Source organism: Pseudomonas sp. AU12215 (assembly GCF_001675465.2).
Lineage (GTDB): Bacteria > Pseudomonadota > Gammaproteobacteria > Pseudomonadales > Pseudomonadaceae > Pseudomonas > Pseudomonas nitroreducens.
On the sequence record NZ_MACM02000038.1, the window covers coordinates 22224 to 40579 of the forward strand.

Here is an 18356-nt window from a genome sequence, read left to right on the forward strand (position 1 = left end):
CGGTACCCGGAGGACTCTGAGTTCGCTCGCGCGGAGCGCTTAATAGCATGTGTGCAACTCGAAAACTTTAAGGAGTTGCCACCATGACCCGCTTCTCGAACGCCTCCGTTACCCGCCGCCCCGGCGTGCTTTCCGCGCTGCCGCTGGCCCTGCTGCTCGTCACCGGTTCGGCCCTGGCCGCCCCGGCCAGCACACCGCAGAAAGCCGCTCCGACTTCCCAGACCAGCCCCGCCCGCGAAGTGATCCAGCCCCTGGTGCTGCTGGCCCATCAGCAGTTGCTGGAAGGCGACCTTGCCTCCGCCCAGGCCTTGCTCCGCCAGGCCGGCGCCCAAGGGCAGGGCGGCCCCCGCGCCCTGGCCGAGCAGGCCTTCATCGAAGACGCCAGCGGCCGTCACATGCGCGCCCGGCAGTTCTACGACGCCCTCAAGGGTAGCAACCAGGCGGCGGTCATTGCCGTCCCCGCTGCGGTGAACCTGGCCGAGCTCGGCCGCTTCGAATCATCGCGCAAGGCCTTCGGTCAACTGCAACGGCAATCGGCCAATGCGCAGGTGAAGGCCTATGCAGGGCTCTGGAAACTCTGGCTGGCCGCTCGCACCGCCAGTGATGCCGGGGTGAAACCCGAAACCACCAAGGCACAGGTGCAGAAGCTGGCCCGCGCCATCCAGCCGGCCACCGCGCAGCAGCGCGCACTGCTGGCCCTGTATCAGGGCAAGACCGACGTTTCCGCGGTCTTCGCCGAAATCGACACCCTGCAAGCCCCCGATGCGGTGAAACGCGACCTGCGTACCGAAGCCGGTCTGTTTGCCGGCGCCTATCTCGATTACGTCCGCCAGGACCACGCCTCTGCGCTGCGCACTTACCAGCGAGCCCTTCAGCAGTCCCGCCCCACGGCAATGGAGCGCCCCCTGCTGATCCAGACCAGCCGCGCCCTGCAGCTGTCCTCGCGCTGATTCATTCCCCCGGATTTTCACTACCCGTCCCAGGGTTGCCCCCTGGAAGGAGCCCCTCATGAACAGGATTTATCGTGTCGTCTGGTCCAAAGCTCAGCATTGCTGGCATGTGGCTTCGGAATTCGCCCGCAACGCCGGCAAGGGAGGGCGCGCACTGGCCGTCCTCAGCCTCGGCGCACTGAGCGGCCTGTATGGCCTGGATTCCGAGGCTGCCGCCGGTTCCGCCACGGAACGGGCCATCGCCGGTAATCCCGGCCTGTACGTCAACGACAGCAACGACTCGGGCTGCGTGTTCGTGCATGACACCGGCGTCAGCGGCGACATGGGCTGGAAGTACGACGGCAACAACACCAACTGCAGGCCCAACGACAAGGCAACCCAGACCGGGCGCGTGCTGTTCTACGGCACCGGTAGCCAGGCCGACGGCACCAACTCGCTGACTCTCGGCAACGAGCTGTACGTCAACGGTGGCCGCATCGGCCTGAACAACAAGATCGACGGCAGCAACTCCCTGGCAATCGGCAACGTAGGCACCGATGCGCTGGGTAACCCCACCGGTACTCGCGCTACGGGCGTAGATTCAGTCGCCATCGGCAACAACGCAGTGGCCAGCCAGCAGAACGCGTTGGCACTGGGCACCGGTGCTCAGGCGCAAGCCCAGGATGGCGTCGCGATCGGTTCCGGCTCAATTGCCCAGACCAAAGCCGGCGTGGCCGGCTATATCCCTGTAGGTGCATCCCAGGCTCAGGCCGACGCCATCAATGCCACCGGCAGTACCCTGGGCGCCGTGGCCGTCGGTGATGCCACCAGCGGCAAATTCCGCCAGATCACCGGCCTTGCCGCCGGTACCCAGGACAGCGATGCGGTCAACGTAGCGCAACTCAAGGGCCTGGTCGGCAGTGCCACCGCCGACGGGGTCATGTATGACGACGGTAGCCACAACACCGTGACCCTGGGTGGCAACACCTATGACCACAGCACCCACACCGGCGGCACTACCATCACCAACCTGGCCAATGGCGTGAACGACAGCGATGCGGTGAACGTCTCGCAACTCAACGACCTGGCCAATACCCCGCTGACCTTCGTCGGCAACGCCGGTTCGGTGGAGAAAAAGCTGGGTGAGGCAATGGTCATCCAGGGTGCCGCCAGGACAACGGGCAACTACTCGGGCAACAACCTGCGGACCGAAGTGGATGGCGCCGGCAACCTGCAACTACTGATGGCCGATGACCCCGTGTTCAACTCGGTGACCACCGGCAATACGCTGATCGACGGCAACGGCCTGACCATCAATGGTGGTCCGAGCGTGACCTTCAACGGCATAGACGGCGGCTACAGGAAGATCATCAATGTCGCCCCAGGGGATGTCAGTGCGAGCTCGTCCGAAGCGGTCAATGGTTCGCAGCTGTATGCAACCAACCAGCAGGTGGAGCAGAACACCACCGACATCAGCAACGTCACCAACAACATAAACAATCTCAACAACGGTTCGAGCGGCCCGGTGCAGCGCACGGGCACTGACCAGCTCTCGCTGATCGCCGACGGCGGCGATGCTCTGAACCCCGGCAACGCCCAGGTACTGAACAATGTGGCCAACGGTGCGGTCAACTCGAGGTCCCTGGATGCGGTCAACGGTTCCCAGTTGTATGGCCTGGCCAGCTCCACCGCCAATGCCATGGGCGGTGGTTCGACTGTCAACCCGGACGGTTCGATTTCCGCCCCGACCTATTACGTCGATGGCACGACGGTCAACAACGTCGGGGACGCCATTACCCACATCGACGGCCGCGTCACCCAGAACACCACCAACATCACCAGCCTGCAGCAGGATGCGCTGCAATGGAACGATGCACTGGGTGCCTACGATGCCAGCCATGGCTCGGGCGATGCGCAGAAGATCACCCACGTAGCCGCAGGCGACATCAGCGCTGACTCGACCGACGCGGTCAACGGCTCGCAACTGAACGCGACCAACCAGCAGGTGGATGCCAATACCAACAAGATCACCAACCTGGATGGCCGGGTGACGAACGTGGAAGGCGACGTCACCAACCTTGATGGTCGTGTCACCAACATCTACGACACCGGCACCAAGTACTTCCACGCCAACTCCACCGGCACCGATTCGATCGCTTCTGGCGTGGACTCGGTGGCCATCGGCATGGGCGCGATTGCCAGCCATGACGGCAGCGTCGCCCTGGGTGCAGGTTCCATAGCCGGCGGCAGCACCCTAGGCCACGAAGCCTACCTGGTGGGTGGCACCGCTACCGGTGAAGTCAACATCGGCGACCGCCGCGTGACCGGCCTGTCGGCCGGTGCCGACGACACCGATGCGGTCAACGTCGCCCAGCTCAAGGCCATCACCAGCGGTGCAGTGGCTGATGCGGTGATGTACGACAACAGCAGCCACGACAGCATCACCCTGGGCGGCCCAACCTATAACAGCCTGACCAAAAATGGCGGTACCAGGATCACCAACGTCGCTCGCGGCGAGAACGACAGCGACGCGGTGAACATGTCCCAGCTCAACGAGACCAACGCCCAGGTCAGCAACATCGATGGTCGCGTCACCAACGTCGAGGGCAGCATCACCAGCATCAACAATGGTGGCGGCATCAAGTACTTCCACGCCAACTCGACCAAGGCCGACTCGGTTGCCAGTGGTGCCGATTCCGTCGCCGTGGGCCCGAACGCCCAGTCCAGCGGCAACGGCTCCGTCGCCATGGGCGAGGGCGCCAGTGCCGCCGCCGATGGCAGTGTGGCCCTGGGGCAAGGCGCCAGCGACAACGGTCGTGGCGCGGAAAGCTACATCGGCAAGTACTCCAACGCGGCCAACGCCAGCGTCGGCACCGTTTCGGTGGGCAATGCCGCCACCGGTGAAACCCGCACCCTCAGCAACGTCGCCGATGGCAAGCAAGCCACCGATGCGGTCAACCTGCGCCAGCTCGATGGCGCCGTGGCCGAGTCCAAGCAGTACACCGACGACTCCATCCAGAACGTCAATACCCAGGTCGCCAACGTCACGACCAATGTCAGCAAGCTCGACAACCGAGTGACCAACGTCGAGGGCGACTTGAGCAAGGTGCAGAACGGCACCGATGGCATGTTCCAGGTGAACAACACCAGCCACCTGCCCAAGCCGAAGTCCACCGGAGCTGACTCGGTTGCCGGTGGTGCCGGCGCCGAGGCTGTCGGCGCCAACAGCGCGGCCATCGGCACCCGTTCGCGGGCGAGCGGCCAGAACGCCACGGCACTGGGCAATGGCGCCAAGGCTGGGGCAGACAACTCGGTGGCGCTGGGTGCGAACTCGACGGCCGATCGCGCCAACAGCGTGTCCGTCGGCAGTGCCGGCAACGAACGGCAGATCACCAACGTGGCCGCAGGCACGGCGCCGAGCGATGCGGTGAACGTCAGCCAGTTGCAGCAGAGCATGGGTGACATCTCCAACCAGTTCTACGACTACACCGACTCCCGCTACAACGCGCTGCGCCACGATCTGAAGAAACAGGACGACATCCTCAGCGCCGGCATCGCCGGGGCCATGGCCATGGCGACCTTGCCGCAACCCTACGTACCAGGCGCGAGCATGGCCGCCGTCGGCCTGGGCAACTACCGCGGACAGGGTGCGCTGGCCGTCGGCGTCTCGCGGATATCCGACAACGGCAAGTGGGTGACCAAGCTGCAGGCCACTTCCAGCACTCAGGGCGATGCCGGCATTGCCGCCGGTGTCGGTTACCAGTGGTGAGTTTTTCCATCCGTGCCCGGCTTCGGCCGGGCCGTCCCCAGGAGATCAAGATGAACACTTTCAAATCCCCCGTCGTACGTACCCTGGCCATGGCCTGCGCCGGCCTGCTTCTGGCGGCCTGCGGCAACCTCAGCACGGTCGACCAGCAGGGCCACAGCAGTGCGCCGAAGTTCCCCGCCATCGGTGATTCCTATCGTCCGCAGGGTAGCTACGTGAACCTGGAAAACCTGTTCAAGGTTCAACCGGGCATGGCGAAGGCGCAACTCTACGAGCTGCTCGGCGCCCCGCACTTCAACGAAGGCCTGTTCGGCGTACGGGAGTGGGACTACATCCTGCGTTTCCGTCGTGCCAATCAGGCTGACCTGGTCTGCCAGTACAAGGTGTTGTTCGACAAGCACATGCAGGCGCAGAGTTTCCTGTTCCTGCCCGCCGACTGCCTCGTCCAGCTCAAGCCCGTGCCTGTTGCCGAGCCCGCCGTCCAACCGGCGCAGCGCGTCACCCTGGCCAGCGACGCGACTTTCGCCTTCGGTAGCGCCAGCCTGAGCGACGCCGGCCGCGACAGCCTCGGACGCCTGGCTGCACAGCTCAAGGCGCAGCATCCGCAACGGATCAGCATTACCGGACACACCGACCGCCTCGGATCGCCGGCCTACAACCTCGACCTGTCGCGCCAGCGCGCCGAGGCCGTGCGCGACTACCTGGCCGCCGCCGGCGTGCCGGCGGCGCTGATGCAGGTACGTGGCGTCGGCGCGGCCGAGCCGGTTGCCGCCTGCCCGGATGTGCCGCGCGCCCAGCTGATCCGTTGCCTGGCCGCTGATCGCCGGGTCGTCGTCGAATCCAGCGCCAGCCTAGCGCAAACCCATCAAGAATGAGGAACGAGCCATGACTACCCACAGCAAATGGCTGACCGCGATGCTCCTGCCGCTCTGCCTTCTGTCCGGATGCAAGGGCAGCGACCAGACTGCGTCAACCACCGTCACACCCGCCAAGGCCCTCGGCACGATGGAATACCCAGCGCTGCCGGTGATCCGTAACGCGCTGTTCAGCATGACGCCCCTGGTGGACGGCAAGCGCAATCCGGCGGTGACGCAGCATATCTGCGGCCTGGCCCGGGGCGAGACCAGCCAGGCGGAGGTCGATCGCTTCGTCGCGGCCAGCGGTGAAAACAGCGAGAATCTGAAGAAGAAGGGCGGGGTGACCGCGTTGCTGGTCAGCGGCAATCGTGCCGGGCAGCAGATCGCCTGTGCCGCCTACCTGGCGACCGCGCCGCTGATCCAGGTCGACGGCAACGAGTTCCTCGCTGCAGGAAAGAGCGCCGATGGCAAGCTGCGGATCGACCAGGCGCGGCTGGCCGAGGTCATGGCGGTGCGCATCGCCCTGGCCCGCACCGACGCCGAGTACTTCAGCCTGATCGCCGACAATCTGCAGCAGACCCCGGGCCTGACCGACGCCCAGTACCAGGCGCGCACCCGCGAGCTGTTCTCCGAGCTTGCACCGGCGTTCCTCCAACGCGTCAAGCAGCAGATGCCCTTGCCGGGTACTCGTTTCGATATCAAGCGCCTGGATAGCCAGCGGTTCGCCTTCGGCACTTCCAATGGCGGGGAATACGAGTACAGCAACGATGGCATGACCCTGCGCCAGGACAACATCACCTGGTATGGGGAGGGCCAGCTGATGGGGCAGCACCGCATGCTGAAGATCGCCTACTACCCCGAAGCCGTCACCCAGCGCATGGACTAGTCGGCAGCCGCGAACATGCCGAGCTCGGCCGCAAACTCACGGCGAGAAGCACCCGCTCCTTGCCGTGAGTCATTTCTTTTCCAGCTTCTGTGTAGCCGCCGAGTAGATAAGGATGAGATGCGTGACTAACCGACCGCTTGAATCCACAGCCGAAAGACGCCGGGAATAATCATACGGTTCAGGACGTGCTCGTCGTCTTCGTTCCTGGAGCGATGTCAGGAGCGGAGCTTCACAAACACAAGCTCTGGATCGCCCTCATCCAGATTCTCGATCTGACCACTGTCAGTGAAACCAAGCTTACCCAGCAGCTTGCGCATTGGCGCATTCGAGGCATTCGTCGACGTGGACAGTTTCGCCGTCCCGCACTGAGACACCAACGCGCGGAGAATTGCGGATCCGACTCCCTGGCGTCGCGCTGAATCCCTTATCACGATGAGCGGGATGAAGGCTTGTTCAAAGAACGAGTCGTTCAATACGCCATACCCCAGCAACACCGACGAATCGCGTACATCCACTGCGACCCAGCATTGTCCGAGCGATATCGCCTCCGTGATGAGCGCCCGGCGCTTCTGTTCCTGCTTGGCGATTGCGTCCAGATCAATCAGCGATTCGAGGTCACTGCTCATGGCGAGTCGCACCTGTGACTTGTCTTTCCATAACTCCACAAGATGCAAGCGGGGCCGGTCAGGCGATTGACATCGAATGCTTGGAGCGCGAGGGTACCTCGCTTGCGATTGCGGGATACGCCGGAAGGATCGACCCGCCTCTGTGATTGATTCCCGCCCTGGTGCACCTCGGCGCTACGCAGACAGTGCTAAGCGAATCTGCCGATGACGGTGGCACGCGGTATCACTTCATCGGCCTCAAGAAAGTATCCAGAAAGGCTTTCGAAGCGAGCGCCGCACTGATGACGAAGCCCCCGCTGAGGCCATCGCCCGATCTGTTCCTGCCCGAGGGCCGAGTATTGGTTAAATGGAAGGAGTCCCGATGCGAGCGCTATTGCGTCATGAGGATGCAGGCCGAAGATGGACGGCATTCTATCTACAGGGGGACATCAGCCCTGACGGCGATGACAGCGGATGACCATGAGAAAACCTGCACATTTTACGCCGTGTTCGAGCCGGGCGAGTATCACGGTCAATGTGTTTCGTTCGCTCAGCGGCCCACCAAGGTGCAGCTCGGAAGCATAGCTCCAGCGAAGGTGAGGAAAGTCCCTTTCACTGGCCGTAACCAGGCATTTATGGCGGATGTCTTCGGCCCCTTGATCACGCATTACTTCGATGAGCTGGGAGGCAAGCCTGCTGCCTTCATTCAGAGAATGGGAGCTGCGTCGATTTTCGGAATGGGCTTAACCGAACTTCTTGAGCTGCTGAGTAGAGTCCAGGCCTACTCCTTCGACGGCTTCGGTCACTGCATCTCGCAGTCGAATGGCAACCGTGAATCCTTTGAGATCTACACGGTCGGCAATGTGGCAGTAGACCTGGAAGCTGCACGCCGGCATTTGAACTCCATGAACGTCTCCGCTACCTATCGGGACGACAGCGAACACACCTACACGCTGTTTTGGGCGCAAGAGGGAACGCGCGTGCGATTCAAGGTGTGGGCTCGTGGGTTCGAATGCTTCTTGGATCGAGGTACGGCTGTGCTCTGATTCTGCGGGGGGATGGCAGCTACCGCCCCACAGTTGCCCTCTGTAGATGGCGGGTAGTGGTCGGCTTCTGCTGGTCGCGACGGGCAGATTTCAGTCTGAAGGAGGCTCACTTGGGCGGCTAGACTTACCGATTGCAGTCCAGATGCTCAACCGCCTCGTGTGATTCGGCGTGGGCGTTGAGGGAAATCCCTCATTGTCTGGCGGTGTTGCGCTTCCCTAGCATTGCTCGAGGTAATCGACCCGATCGACGGAGAAAAACCATGGCTATCTTACCGACCGACGACAAGCGTCCGACCCCTGACCCTGCCGAGGACAATGCCTTCTTCCCTTCGCCGTACTCGCTCAGCCAGTTCACGTCACCCAAATCCGACCTTAGTGGTGCCGACTATGCGAACCCCTATCGCGGCGGGCGTTGGAAGGTCCTGATGATCGGAGCCGATGAGCGCTATTTGCTGACGGACAACGGCACCATGTTCTCGACAGGAAACCACCCCGTAGAGACTCTGCTACCCATGTACCACCTGGATAAAGCTGGGTTTGCCTTCGACATCGCGACCCTATCCGGAAACCCGGTCAAATTCGAATTCTGGGCCATGCCCTCCGAAGATGCCGAGGTAAAAGGGCAATACGCCAAGTATCGCAATCAGTTCAAGACTCCGCTCAAGCTGGCTGATGTGATCGAGCAGAAGCTGGGCGAGGATTCCGACTATATCGGCGTGTTCATTCCAGGCGGGCACGGGGCCTTGATTGGTCTGCCTGAGAGCGAAGACGTGAAGAAAGTCCTTCAGTGGGCTGTGGCCAACGACAAGTTCGTGATCACCCTTTGTCATGGCCCTGCGGCTCTACTCGCGGCAGGCCTCGGTGAAAGCCGGGATACCTGCATCTACAACGGCTACAAGATCTGCGCGTTCCCCGATGATCTTGACGCGAAGACCCCTGACATCGGTTACATGCCTGGCCATCTGACCTGGAAGTTCGGTGAAGAACTTCAGGCGCTCGGCCTTGAGATCATCAACAAGGGCATCTCGGGTGCAACCCACCAGGACCGAAAATTGCTCACTGGTGACAGCCCGCTCGCGGGCAACGCCCTAGGCAAGCTTGCGGCCGCCGCGTTGCTGAATGAGGTTGCTGCGGGGTGACTCAGAGCGTGGCCGAGGCGGCATTTCGAGTCGTCCTTGCGATAGAGAGTGCACAGACGCTTTCGGCGATCCAGAAGTCGGTCCGCGCCTTTGCCATGCCCTTTGGTTACGACCGCTTTGTCCTGTTCTCCGCGACATCCGCACGGGACGAAGTAGTCGAGCGCGTCTACTGGGTGGAGGGGAACTGGTTCGATGACCAGGCTACGGTCGACGCACAGACCTATGTCCGGCATTGTCCGGTGACCCGTCATATCCTTGAGTCCTGTGAGCCCTTTTTCTGGAGCAAGGTGAAGGGCAATGGCGGCGAGCTTTACCGGGTGGTACGCACGCCAACGGGCCCCGGGGTTCATGGGATGCAAATACCCGTATACGGTCCCCTGGGGCTCGAAGGCGCCATGAGTCTTGGCGGGGAGCAAGTGGAATCGACTCCCAGGGCTCGCCTGGCCTTGAGCATTGTGGCCAGGGCCGCATTCTTCTCCGCACGCCGCTTGCTCGAGGCGCCAGTTGGCGAGGTGTTCAGGAAGCTTTCCGAACGTGAGCGCGAAGTTCTGGCTTGGACTGCTGCTGGAAAACGGCAGGCGGATATTGCCGCAACTCTTGGTCTGTCAGAACGTACGGTGGAAAACCATTTGCGTTCGGCACGCCGCCGTCTTGGCGTTGCAACGACTGCCCAGGCCATAACTTTTGCCATGCGAAACGGTGATTTGGAGGGCTAACAGGCCACAAGAAGAGGGCGTGTGCCCTATGGCCAGGTCAGCTTCATGCCCCTACGAGAGGCCGCTACCGACGCAAAGTGGATGTCAGTGAGCGTCCAGTTCTGGGAGTCGCTTCAACGCGCCATCGACCACTTCCTTTGCCGCTTCCTGTACGAGCCGTCGTCCCAACGCTTTGTCTTGCCCGATACCATTAACACCATCGAACAAGTCCAACCCGTGGATACAATTTGCCGTCGAATGGCGGCCATCCTACGCAGGAACACTGCTGGCGCAGGGCCTCATACGGATCCCGATGGGTGGCGTCCTTCGTGCTGACTCGGTTCCGTTGCTCTTTGTGGCCGTGTTCTACCTGCACCCTTGGTCTCACCGCACCGCTGAGCGTTGTCGTGCCCCCCTCTGTGCGAGTCGCCAGTTGTCCCGGGGTTCTCCTTGCGTGCTGGCTATTCCGTGAGAGGCACCTCGCGCGACGCGGTCATTATTCTGGCTGGAAGGGTGGCGATCAGCCTGTGAAACCGCCGTTGTCCCCGCATCTCCATAGACGGGGCAACAACCTCAACAACTACCTCTCCAGGTGTTTGAGTGGCCTTTTGGTTTTAAGTGGCCGAAAATTTCTAATGGTTAGGCATATAAAAACTCCAACCAAAGTGCTCCCAGGGATCAAAAGACCGAAAATAGCCAGATTTCGATGAACCGCTCTGCGTCGGGCATCGCGGGTTATGACCTCATGCGATTTAGATATTTATGGTTATAAGAGATGAGCGATAAAGTGGCACTCTCATCTAAGGCAGGCTACAAGCAGGACCCATGAGCCAATCCCCCTGGGGCGCGACACCCGTGCTGACCTTGCCGCAGGGCGAGAAGCAGCCGCTGTCGATTCGCGCCAAGGCGCTGGTATTCTCCGATCCACGCTCGCGCCAGTTACTGGAGTTCCTCGACCGCGTCGGCCCCAGCGAGGTGCCCGTGCTGATCAACGGCGAGACCGGCACTGGCAAGGAGCTGGTGGCGCGCTACATTCACAGTTCTAGCGGGCGCAAAGGCGCGTTCGTCGCAGTGAACTGCGGCGCGATCAACGAAAGCCTCGCCGAGAGCGAGCTGTTTGGCCATGAAGCCGGTGCGTTTTCCGGCGCCACAGGGCGCCGCGCAGGCTGGTTCGAAGAAGCCGATGGCGGCACGCTGTTCCTCGACGAGATCGGTGACCTGCCGATGCCGCTGCAGGTCAAGTTGCTGCGCGCCTTGCAGGAGCAGGAGATCGTCCGAGTCGGCTCGCGCAAGCCGATCAAGGTGGACATCCGCCTGGTGACCGCCACCAACGTCGACCTCGAGCAGGCGGTAGACGCCGGCAATTTCCGCCTCGACCTGTTCTACCGCATCAACGTCGCCCAGGCCCGCGTGCTGCCGCTCCGCGAGCGCCCCCTGGATATCATGCCTCTGGTGGAGCACTTCCGCCGGCTCTACGCCCAGCGCCTGAAAATCGCCGAGCCAATGTTTTCCGAGGCCGCCGTCAGCGCGCTGCTGGACTATGCCTGGCCGGGTAACATCCGCGAGCTGGAGAACGTCGTGCACCTCGCGTTGCTGGTGGCAGGGGAAAAGGTGGTGCGCCCCGAACATCTGAAGTTTTCCGCCGCGCTGTCAGGGCAGCGGATGGGCTCGGGCGCGCCGACCGGATTGCCGCAGGAGATAATCCGCGACCAGTTGCTGCGCCTGTTTGACGTGCCGGGGGAAACCCTGCTGCACGACCTCGAAGACCTCATTGTCCGAGAGTCGTTCGCCCATTGCGGCTTCAACCAGTTGCGCACCGCCGCACTGCTGGGCATCAGCCGCAACGCCATGCGCACGCTGCTGGTCAACCACGGCCTGCTCAAAGGCCGAGCCAAGGCGTGATCAGTCGCGTCGGCGCTGCCGGGAAGTGGCCGTGGCAGCGTCGCGGCGCAGTAACGGCAGCAGTTCCTCACCCAGGTGGATCGCCTCTTCCAGGTGTGGATAGCCGGAGAGGATGAAGGTGTCGACGCCTAACTGATGATATTCCTCGATACGCTCGGCGACCTCCGCGTAGCTGCCCACCAGCGCCGTGCCCGCGCCCCCGCGCACCAGGCCAACACCAGCCCAGAGGTTCGGTGAAACCTCCAGGTCACGCACGTTGTGCGCGCGGCCCTGGGTCAGGCTGATCTGCCGCGATTGCCCCACCGATTCATAGGCCGCCAATTGTTGCTGGGCGCGCTCGATGGCGTCGCGGGGAATCTCGTCGAGCAGGCGTCCGACGTGGGCCCAGGCCTGCCGTGAATCGGCGGCGGCGAACACGTGCAAGCGCAGGCCGAAGCGCATCTCGCGGCGATGGGCCGCGGCCCGCTCGCGCATGCGAAGGATGCGCTCGCGGATCATCGCCGGCGGTTCGCCCCACATCAGGTAGCTCTGCGCGTGGCTGGCGGCGATGCGCTCGGCGACGTCCGAGGCGCCGCCGAAGCAGATCGGTGGCAACGCCGCCTCCCGGGGAATCGGCACCGGGCTGCCGGTGCGGTAGTACCGTCCGTGGTGCTCGCGTCCGGCCCAGGTGGCGCGGAACACGTCGAGGAACTCGGCGCTGCGGGCGTAGCGTTCGTCGTGTTCGAGGAAGTCGCCTAGCGCGCGCTGCTCGAAGCGGCTGGAGCCGCTGACCAGGTGCAGCAGCAAACGGTTGTCGCTGAGCTGTTGCAGGGTGGCGGCCTTATGCGCTGTATAGGCGGGCAGTTCGACGCCGGGGCGCAGGGTCAGCAGGAACTTCAGTCGGCGCACTTCCTGAACCATCAGCGCGACGATCAGCCAGGGGTCTTCGAAGCCGCTGGCGGTGGGCACCATGATGCCGTCGAAGGCCGCCTGCTCAGCGGCGCGCACCACTTGGCGCAGATAGTCGAGGGTCGGTGCGCGTTCGCCCTGCTGGAACAGTCCGACCTTGGGCAGGCCGCTGCTGGTGAGGTGGTGGCCGTCGCCGTTGGTGGGCAGAAACCAGTCGATCTCGATGCGCTTGCGTTTGGGGTCAGCGGCCAATCCGGGTGTCCTTTTCAGTTTCGTCGCGCAGCAGCGGCAGGATCCGTTCGCCGAAGCGCAGAACCTCGCGCACCGCGTTGGGCGCCTGCAGAATAATCTGATTGAGGCCGGCGCCGCGCAATTCGCGCAGCCGGCTGGCGACCTGGGGGTAACTGCCCACCAGCACGGGCGACTCTCCGGGCGCGGGCAGCCAAAGGTTCGGGTGGATTTCTCTGCGGCGGGCGGGATGCTCGGCTCGCTCTGCGAGCAATTCGACCACGCTCGCATCGGCGCTGCGGCGCTTGCCCCTGGCCGGCGCGGTGAAGTACTGCGCCTGCCGGGCGGCTTCGTTCCACGCCTGGTTCTCGCTCTCGCGGGCAATGATCCCGAAGCTGGCGATGTAACCCAACGTGCGGCCGGCAGCCAGTGCGGCCTGGTTCAAGCGAGCGATGGTTTCGCCCAGTTGCCCGATGTCGTCGCCCTGTACGAAGCAGACATCCGCGCGGTTGGCGATGCGTTCCGTACCCAGGGTGTCATCCAGAAGTAACGGCGAAGGCGGTAGATCGCGCAGGCCGAGGCCGGCATTTTCCAGGTGGAAGTAGCGGCCGTTGTGGTCCAGTGGCGTGGCCGGGGCGTGCAGCAATCGTTGCAGGATGTCGAGGAACTCGTCGATGCGTTCGTGGCGCTGGTCGCGGTTGAGCACCTCGCCGAAGGCCCGGCGCAGGCTGCCGCGATCACTGTCGGGCAGGTGCAGGCGCACTCGTCCTGCGGACAGTGATTGCAGGCTCTGCAGGGTTGCCGCCAGCGCCGCGGGGAGCATGGCTTCCGCCGGTAGGCTGAGAGTCAGCCCGAGCCGGCGGGTATGCGCGCAGAGCGCGGCGGCGACCATCAGGCTGTCCGGCTGGTTCGGCCCTCCGGGCAGATAGAGGTCATCGAGACCGGCGTACTCCACGGCCTGGGCCAGTTGCACCCATTCCGCCGGCTGCGATTGCCAGTTCAGCCCGCGCCGAGTGCTGCTGGCGCTGAGTTTCCAGGCGAAGCGCAGGCTCATCCGGTCACCGCGAGCGCCTGGCCGGAGGGCGTCCAGCCCAGCGCCGGGGCGATGTCCCGCGCCAGTTGCTCCAGACGCCGCAGCACCTGGGCCTGGGTGGAGCTTTCCGACTGCACGACGGCGATGAAGTAGTCCGCATAGGGCAGCAGCGACGGGTCGTTGCGCACGCTCATGATCACCTCCTCGGGATGGCCGTAGTGGACGTTGAGCAGGCGCAGATGGCTGTCCAGGTCGGCCGCCTCGTCGATCAGGCCTTCGCGGATCAGCCGGGGTATGTGCAACTCGATGTCCGGTGCCAATTCCGCGCGCGACTGCGCCTTGTCCTCGGCGGGAAAGATCGCGCGCACCACGCCGATGCGGGGCCGGCGCGTTTCATCCTGCCAGGCGCCAAGGTAGGCGTCGGCGAGCGGCTTCTGCACCGTCAACGGATCATGAGTGGCGGTCCCCAGCAGCAGGCCGTTACTTTGCTCGGCGGCATACGCCGCACCGGATTCGCTGCCGTGGGAATGCCAGAGTCGTTCCCGCAGTTCTGCTGCCGGCGGATGCAGGCGAAGCTGCGCATTACCGGGCAGCGGCGCGCCGAGCAGGGCGGCCTGCAAGGCGCGCTGGGCCTGCTGGAAATCGTCCTGGCGGCGCTGCGCATTGCGGCCGAAGGCGTTGAACATGTCCAGGTTGGCGCCGCCGCTGCCCAGGCCCAGTTGCAGGCGTCCGGCGGACAGTGCGTCGAGCACGGCGGCGTCTTCTGCCAGGCGCAATGCATCCTCCAGCGGCAGCGTGACTACAGCCGTGCCCAGTTCGATGCGCCGGGTGCGCGCGGCGATGTTGGCGAACAGCAGCAGCGGCGAGGGCAACTGGCCGAAGCCACCGCTCAGGTGGTGCTGGGCGATCCAGCCGCCGTCGAAGCCCAGCGCCTCGGCAAATTCGAACTGTTCCTGCACGTCGCGGTAGACCTGGCGCGGGTCGCTGCCGAAGGCATGGGTGAGGAAGCCGAGCTTGAACGGCTGTCGCGGTTTCGGGGCGCTCATGCCGGGATCTCCTGTGCAAGGGTGCGCTGCGGGCGTGGTTGCCAGCCTAGCGCGGGGGCGATGTCGCGGGCGACGATTTCCAGATGACGCAGGGCTTCGGCAAAGCCGGTGGAGGTTGTCTGCACCTGGACGATCAATTGGTCATCGGCGCCCAGCGGGGCGTCCGTGAGCAGTTGTCCGGCGATCTTCGCCGGGTCGCCATAGAGCACGCCGAGAGCGTCGAGCACTGCCTCGAACCCCTGTGCCGGGTCTGCATGGCCAATGCCGATGCGTCGCTGGCGTTCGACGTAGGTGAGGATGTCCCGGCGCAGGGTCGAGCCCTGCGCCGCGGCATCGGCGCCGGGGAATACGGCGCGCACCAGGGCGACGCGGGGCGTGCCGGAATGGACGGGATTCCAGGCCTTGCGGTAGCGCTCGATCACCTGGGGACGCGGCTCGGCACCGACGGTGGGGTTGGGCGCGAGGATCAACCCGTTGCCGCGCTCGGCGACCTGCTCGACGCGCGAGGTGGCCTCCCACAGGCGGCGATCCAGCCCATTGGCCGCCGGGCGCAGCACTCGGCCGTCGTCATTCAGCGGCTCGCCGGCCAGGGCCTGGCGCAGGCGTTCCAGGCGCAGGTCGTACTGGGCGTGGCGGCCTTCCAGGCTTTGGCCGAAGGCGGCGAAGCTGTCCGGGTCGAAGCCGGCGCCCAGGCCCAGTTGCAGGCGGCCCTGGCTGAGCAGGTCGAGCACCGAGGCGTCCTCGGCCAGGCGCAGGGCGTTCTCCTGGTTGAGCACAACGATACCGGTGCCCAGTTGAATGTGCCGGGTGCGCTCGGCTGCGGCGCTGAGCAGCACCAGCGGCGAGGGCAGACGGCCATTCTCGCTGGCGAAATGGTGCTGGGCCAGCCAGCCGCTGTCGAAGCCCAGTTCCTCGGCGGCTTCGAACAGCTCCAGGGTCTGCTGGTACAGGCGCGGCTCGAACTGCGGGGCATACACGCGGTTGAGAAAGCCCAGGCGGAAGGTTCGGTGCTGAGTGTGGTAGCTCATGGTTGGCGCTCCTGGTCGATCTGCCCGAGCAGTGGCGCCAGAGCGGCGCCGAGGCCTTCGCTCGCGGCCGGCGTGCCGGGCAGGGCGTTGAACGGGCTGAGGGTGAGATAGCCCTTGGCGACCCACACCGCTTCGTCCTCGACGTTGCTCGCGTTCGGCGGCGGCGACCAGGCGAAACCGATGCCCGGCTTGCCGGCAAGCTTGGCGTCGAGTTTGCCAAGGTCGTCGGTATAGAGGGCGTGGAAAGGCACGTAACTGCCGATGCGGGTCAGCCGCGCGCCCTGGAGTTTCGCCAGCGGCGGCAGGTTGAGGTTCAGGCCCACGCCCCTGGGCAGCAGCGCGCCGTCGGCCTGGCGATGCTTGTCCAGCGCGTCCACCAGGCGGGTGACGATGGCGGCGATACGGGGGCTGTCCTGTTCCTTCAGGTCGACGCTGACCGCCAGTGCGGGGACACCGGCGAGCACCGCGACGCCTGCGGCGTTGAAGGTGCCCGAGGCACTGTTGAGGGCGCCCAGGTTGTTGCCGGGGTTGGGCCCGACGATGACCAGATCCGGGTGCGGCAGGACCTTCTCCAATCCCAGCAGCAGCGCCATGACCGGCGTGCCGCTGATGCGGATGTCCACTTGCTGGCCGGCGCAGCTGGTGCTTTCGCACTGGCCCTTTTCGGTGGTGGTGAGGTAGTAGCTGTCCGGATAGGCCGGGTCGTCGTCACGGCCGACCTGCGTCTCGCGGCCAAAGAAGAACGCCCCGCCGCGAGCACTCTGGTCGCTGTAGGGCGCGGCGATGCGCACGTTGTGCCCATCGGCCTTGAGTGCGCTGTATAGCGCGCGAATGTTCGGGTGACGGTAGCCGTCGTCATTGCTGAGCAGGATGTTCAGCGCGAACGCCGGTTGCGCGAGGGCGCAGCCGGCGGCCAGTAACAGGGGAGCGAACCTCATGCCGCGCTCCCGGCGAAGCGGTTGGCCGGCCGCACCAGACCGAGGTTTTCGCGCAGGGTCGCGCCCTCATATTCGCGGCGCAGCAGGCCGCGTTCCTGCAACTGTGGCACCACTTCGTCGACGAACACCTCGATGCCGCCGGGCAGGTACGGGAAGAACACGTTGAAGCCGTCACAGGCGCGGGCCTGGAACCAGGCGTCGAAGGTATCGGCGATGTCCTCGGCGGTGCCTATCACCGGGTTGCCGCCGGCCAGGCGCAGGTACAGCTGGCGGATCGTCAGGCCCTCGTGGCGCGCCAGTTCCAGCACCTTGTCGCGGCGGCTGCCGCGCTGGCCGACCGGGGTTTCCGGCAGCGGGCCGTCGAGGTCGTGGGCGGAGAGGTCGATGTCCTCGCCCAGGGTATCGGCCAGCAGGCGCAGGCCGAGCACCGGGTCCACCAGGCTCTGGAATTCCTCGAACAGTTCGCGTGCCTCTTCGCGGGTCCGGCCGATGAAGGGGGTAATGCCGGGCAGAATCTTGAGGCCATCCGGGTCGCGGCCCAGCGCAGCGGCGCGTTGCTTTACGTCGGTGTAGAACGCCTGGGCGGCAGGGATGGTCTCGGCCATGGCGAAGATGACTTCTGCGACGCGCGCGGCCAGCGCCTTGCCGGCGTCCGAGGCGCCGGCCTGCACCAGCACCGGGTGTCCCTGCGGCGGGCGCGCCACGTTGAGCGGGCCGCGCACGGAGAAGTACTCGCCCTGGTGGTTGAGCACGTGCAGCTTGGCCGGGTCGAAGTACTGACCGCTGGCCTTGTCGCGCAGGAAGGCGTCATCTTCCCAGCTGTCCCACAGGCCCTTGACCACATCGTGGAACTCTTCCGCACGGCGGTAGCGTTCGGCGTGGTCGATGTGCGCCTCGCGGCCGAAGTTCCAGGCCTCGTCCGAAACCACCGAGGTGACCAGGTTCCAGGCGGCACGCCCCTTGGACAGGTAGTCGAGCGAGGCGAACTTGCGGGCGATGTGGTACGGCTCGTTGTAGCTGGTGGTGGCGGTGGCGATCAGGCCGATGCGGCTGGTGACGGCGGCCAGCGCCGCCATCAGGGTCAGCGGCTCGAAGTGCTCTCCGCGCGCAGTACGGCTCAGGGCGTCGAGGTGGTGGCCCCAGAGAGCGACCACATCGGCGACGAACAGCGCGTCGAAGCGACCGCGCTCTGCGGTCTGCGCGACCTGCTTGAAGTAATCGAAGTCCAGGCTGGCATCAGCCTGAGCCTTGGGGTGGCGCCAGGCGGCGACGTGGTGGCCACTGTTGGCGAGGAAGGCGCCGAGCTTGATCTGGTCGGTGCGGCGGGACATGGAGTGTCTCCCGTTCGTGCGGGCGCCGCGAGGGCGCCC

At 64.7% G+C, this 18356-nt stretch carries 15 protein-coding genes; 8 read left to right on the forward strand and 7 right to left on the reverse strand.

From position 1 onward, the window contains the following. Positions 1-83 precede the first annotated feature (83 nt). Genes A9513_RS09755 through A9513_RS09770 form a run of 4 tightly spaced genes read left to right on the forward strand, consistent with a single transcriptional unit; the run spans position 84 to position 6438 of the window. Positions 84-950, forward strand: a complete 867-nt coding sequence (locus A9513_RS09755; protein ID WP_065084606.1) for a hypothetical protein — start codon at positions 84-86, stop codon at positions 948-950. 58 nt (positions 951-1008) lie between these two features. Beyond that, complete coding sequence (locus A9513_RS34770) at positions 1009-4698, forward strand: YadA-like family protein (RefSeq protein WP_083196079.1); 3690 nt, start codon at positions 1009-1011, stop codon at positions 4696-4698. Between the two features lie 50 nt (positions 4699-4748). Beyond that, the gene (locus A9513_RS09765) at positions 4749-5570 is read left to right on the forward strand and encodes an OmpA family protein (protein ID WP_065084607.1); all 822 of its coding nucleotides are present in this window, start codon (positions 4749-4751) and stop codon (positions 5568-5570) included. Between the two features lie 10 nt (positions 5571-5580). Then, positions 5581-6438 (forward strand): hypothetical protein, encoded by an 858-nt coding sequence (locus A9513_RS09770; protein WP_065084608.1) that lies wholly within the window; start codon positions 5581-5583, stop codon positions 6436-6438. Positions 6439-6653: 215 nt separating this feature from the next. Here A9513_RS09770 and A9513_RS09775 read toward each other — a convergent pair whose 3' ends face one another. Continuing rightward, positions 6654-7064, reverse strand: coding sequence for a GNAT family N-acetyltransferase (locus A9513_RS09775; RefSeq protein ID WP_065084609.1), 411 nt, complete (start codon positions 7062-7064; stop codon positions 6654-6656). Positions 7065-7210: 146 nt separating this feature from the next. Between A9513_RS09775 and A9513_RS09780 the strand changes: the two genes are divergently transcribed. The 4 genes from A9513_RS09780 (at position 7211) to A9513_RS09800 (ending at position 11825) form a co-directional block, all read left to right on the forward strand. Further along, a complete protein-coding gene (locus A9513_RS09780) occupies positions 7211-8089 on the forward strand; it encodes a hypothetical protein (RefSeq protein WP_065084610.1) in 879 nt (292 codons plus the stop codon). 260 nt (positions 8090-8349) lie between these two features. Continuing rightward, on the forward strand, positions 8350-9228 hold the full coding sequence (gene hchA, locus A9513_RS09785; protein WP_065084611.1) for a glyoxalase III HchA: 879 nt from the start codon (positions 8350-8352) through the stop codon (positions 9226-9228). Next, complete coding sequence (locus tag A9513_RS09790; RefSeq protein WP_065084612.1) at positions 9225-9944, forward strand: PA1136 family autoinducer-binding transcriptional regulator; 720 nt, start codon at positions 9225-9227, stop codon at positions 9942-9944. Before hchA ends, A9513_RS09790 begins: the two co-directional genes overlap by 4 nt. A gap of 804 nt (positions 9945-10748) precedes the next feature. Then, positions 10749-11825 carry a sigma-54-dependent Fis family transcriptional regulator gene (locus A9513_RS09800; RefSeq protein WP_065084613.1) on the forward strand — a complete coding sequence of 359 codons (1077 nt, stop codon included), beginning with the start codon at positions 10749-10751 and terminating at the stop codon, positions 11823-11825. Here the strand turns inward: A9513_RS09800 and A9513_RS09805 are convergent, their stop codons facing one another. Genes A9513_RS09805 through A9513_RS09830 form a run of 6 tightly spaced genes read right to left on the reverse strand, consistent with a single transcriptional unit; the run spans position 11826 to position 18317 of the window. Beyond that, complete coding sequence (locus A9513_RS09805) at positions 11826-12965, reverse strand: LLM class flavin-dependent oxidoreductase (protein ID WP_065084614.1); 1140 nt, start codon at positions 12963-12965, stop codon at positions 11826-11828. Further along, positions 12955-13995: an LLM class flavin-dependent oxidoreductase gene (locus A9513_RS09810; protein ID WP_065084615.1), complete on the reverse strand. Its 1041-nt coding sequence runs from the start codon at positions 13993-13995 to the stop codon at positions 12955-12957. Before A9513_RS09810 ends, A9513_RS09805 begins: the two co-directional genes overlap by 11 nt. After that, on the reverse strand, positions 13992-15020 hold the full coding sequence (locus A9513_RS09815; protein WP_065084616.1) for an LLM class flavin-dependent oxidoreductase: 1029 nt from the start codon (positions 15018-15020) through the stop codon (positions 13992-13994). Before A9513_RS09815 ends, A9513_RS09810 begins: the two co-directional genes overlap by 4 nt. Further along, positions 15017-16048 carry an LLM class flavin-dependent oxidoreductase gene (locus A9513_RS09820; RefSeq protein ID WP_065084617.1) on the reverse strand — a complete coding sequence of 344 codons (1032 nt, stop codon included), beginning with the start codon at positions 16046-16048 and terminating at the stop codon, positions 15017-15019. The genes A9513_RS09815 and A9513_RS09820 overlap by 4 nt, the downstream gene beginning before the upstream one ends. Continuing rightward, a complete protein-coding gene (locus A9513_RS09825) occupies positions 16045-16986 on the reverse strand; it encodes a 5'/3'-nucleotidase SurE (protein ID WP_065084618.1) in 942 nt (313 codons plus the stop codon). The genes A9513_RS09820 and A9513_RS09825 overlap by 4 nt, the downstream gene beginning before the upstream one ends. Beyond that, a complete protein-coding gene (locus A9513_RS09830; protein ID WP_065084619.1) occupies positions 16983-18317 on the reverse strand; it encodes an LLM class flavin-dependent oxidoreductase in 1335 nt (444 codons plus the stop codon). The genes A9513_RS09825 and A9513_RS09830 overlap by 4 nt, the downstream gene beginning before the upstream one ends. Between the last annotated feature and the right edge of the window lie 39 nt (positions 18318-18356).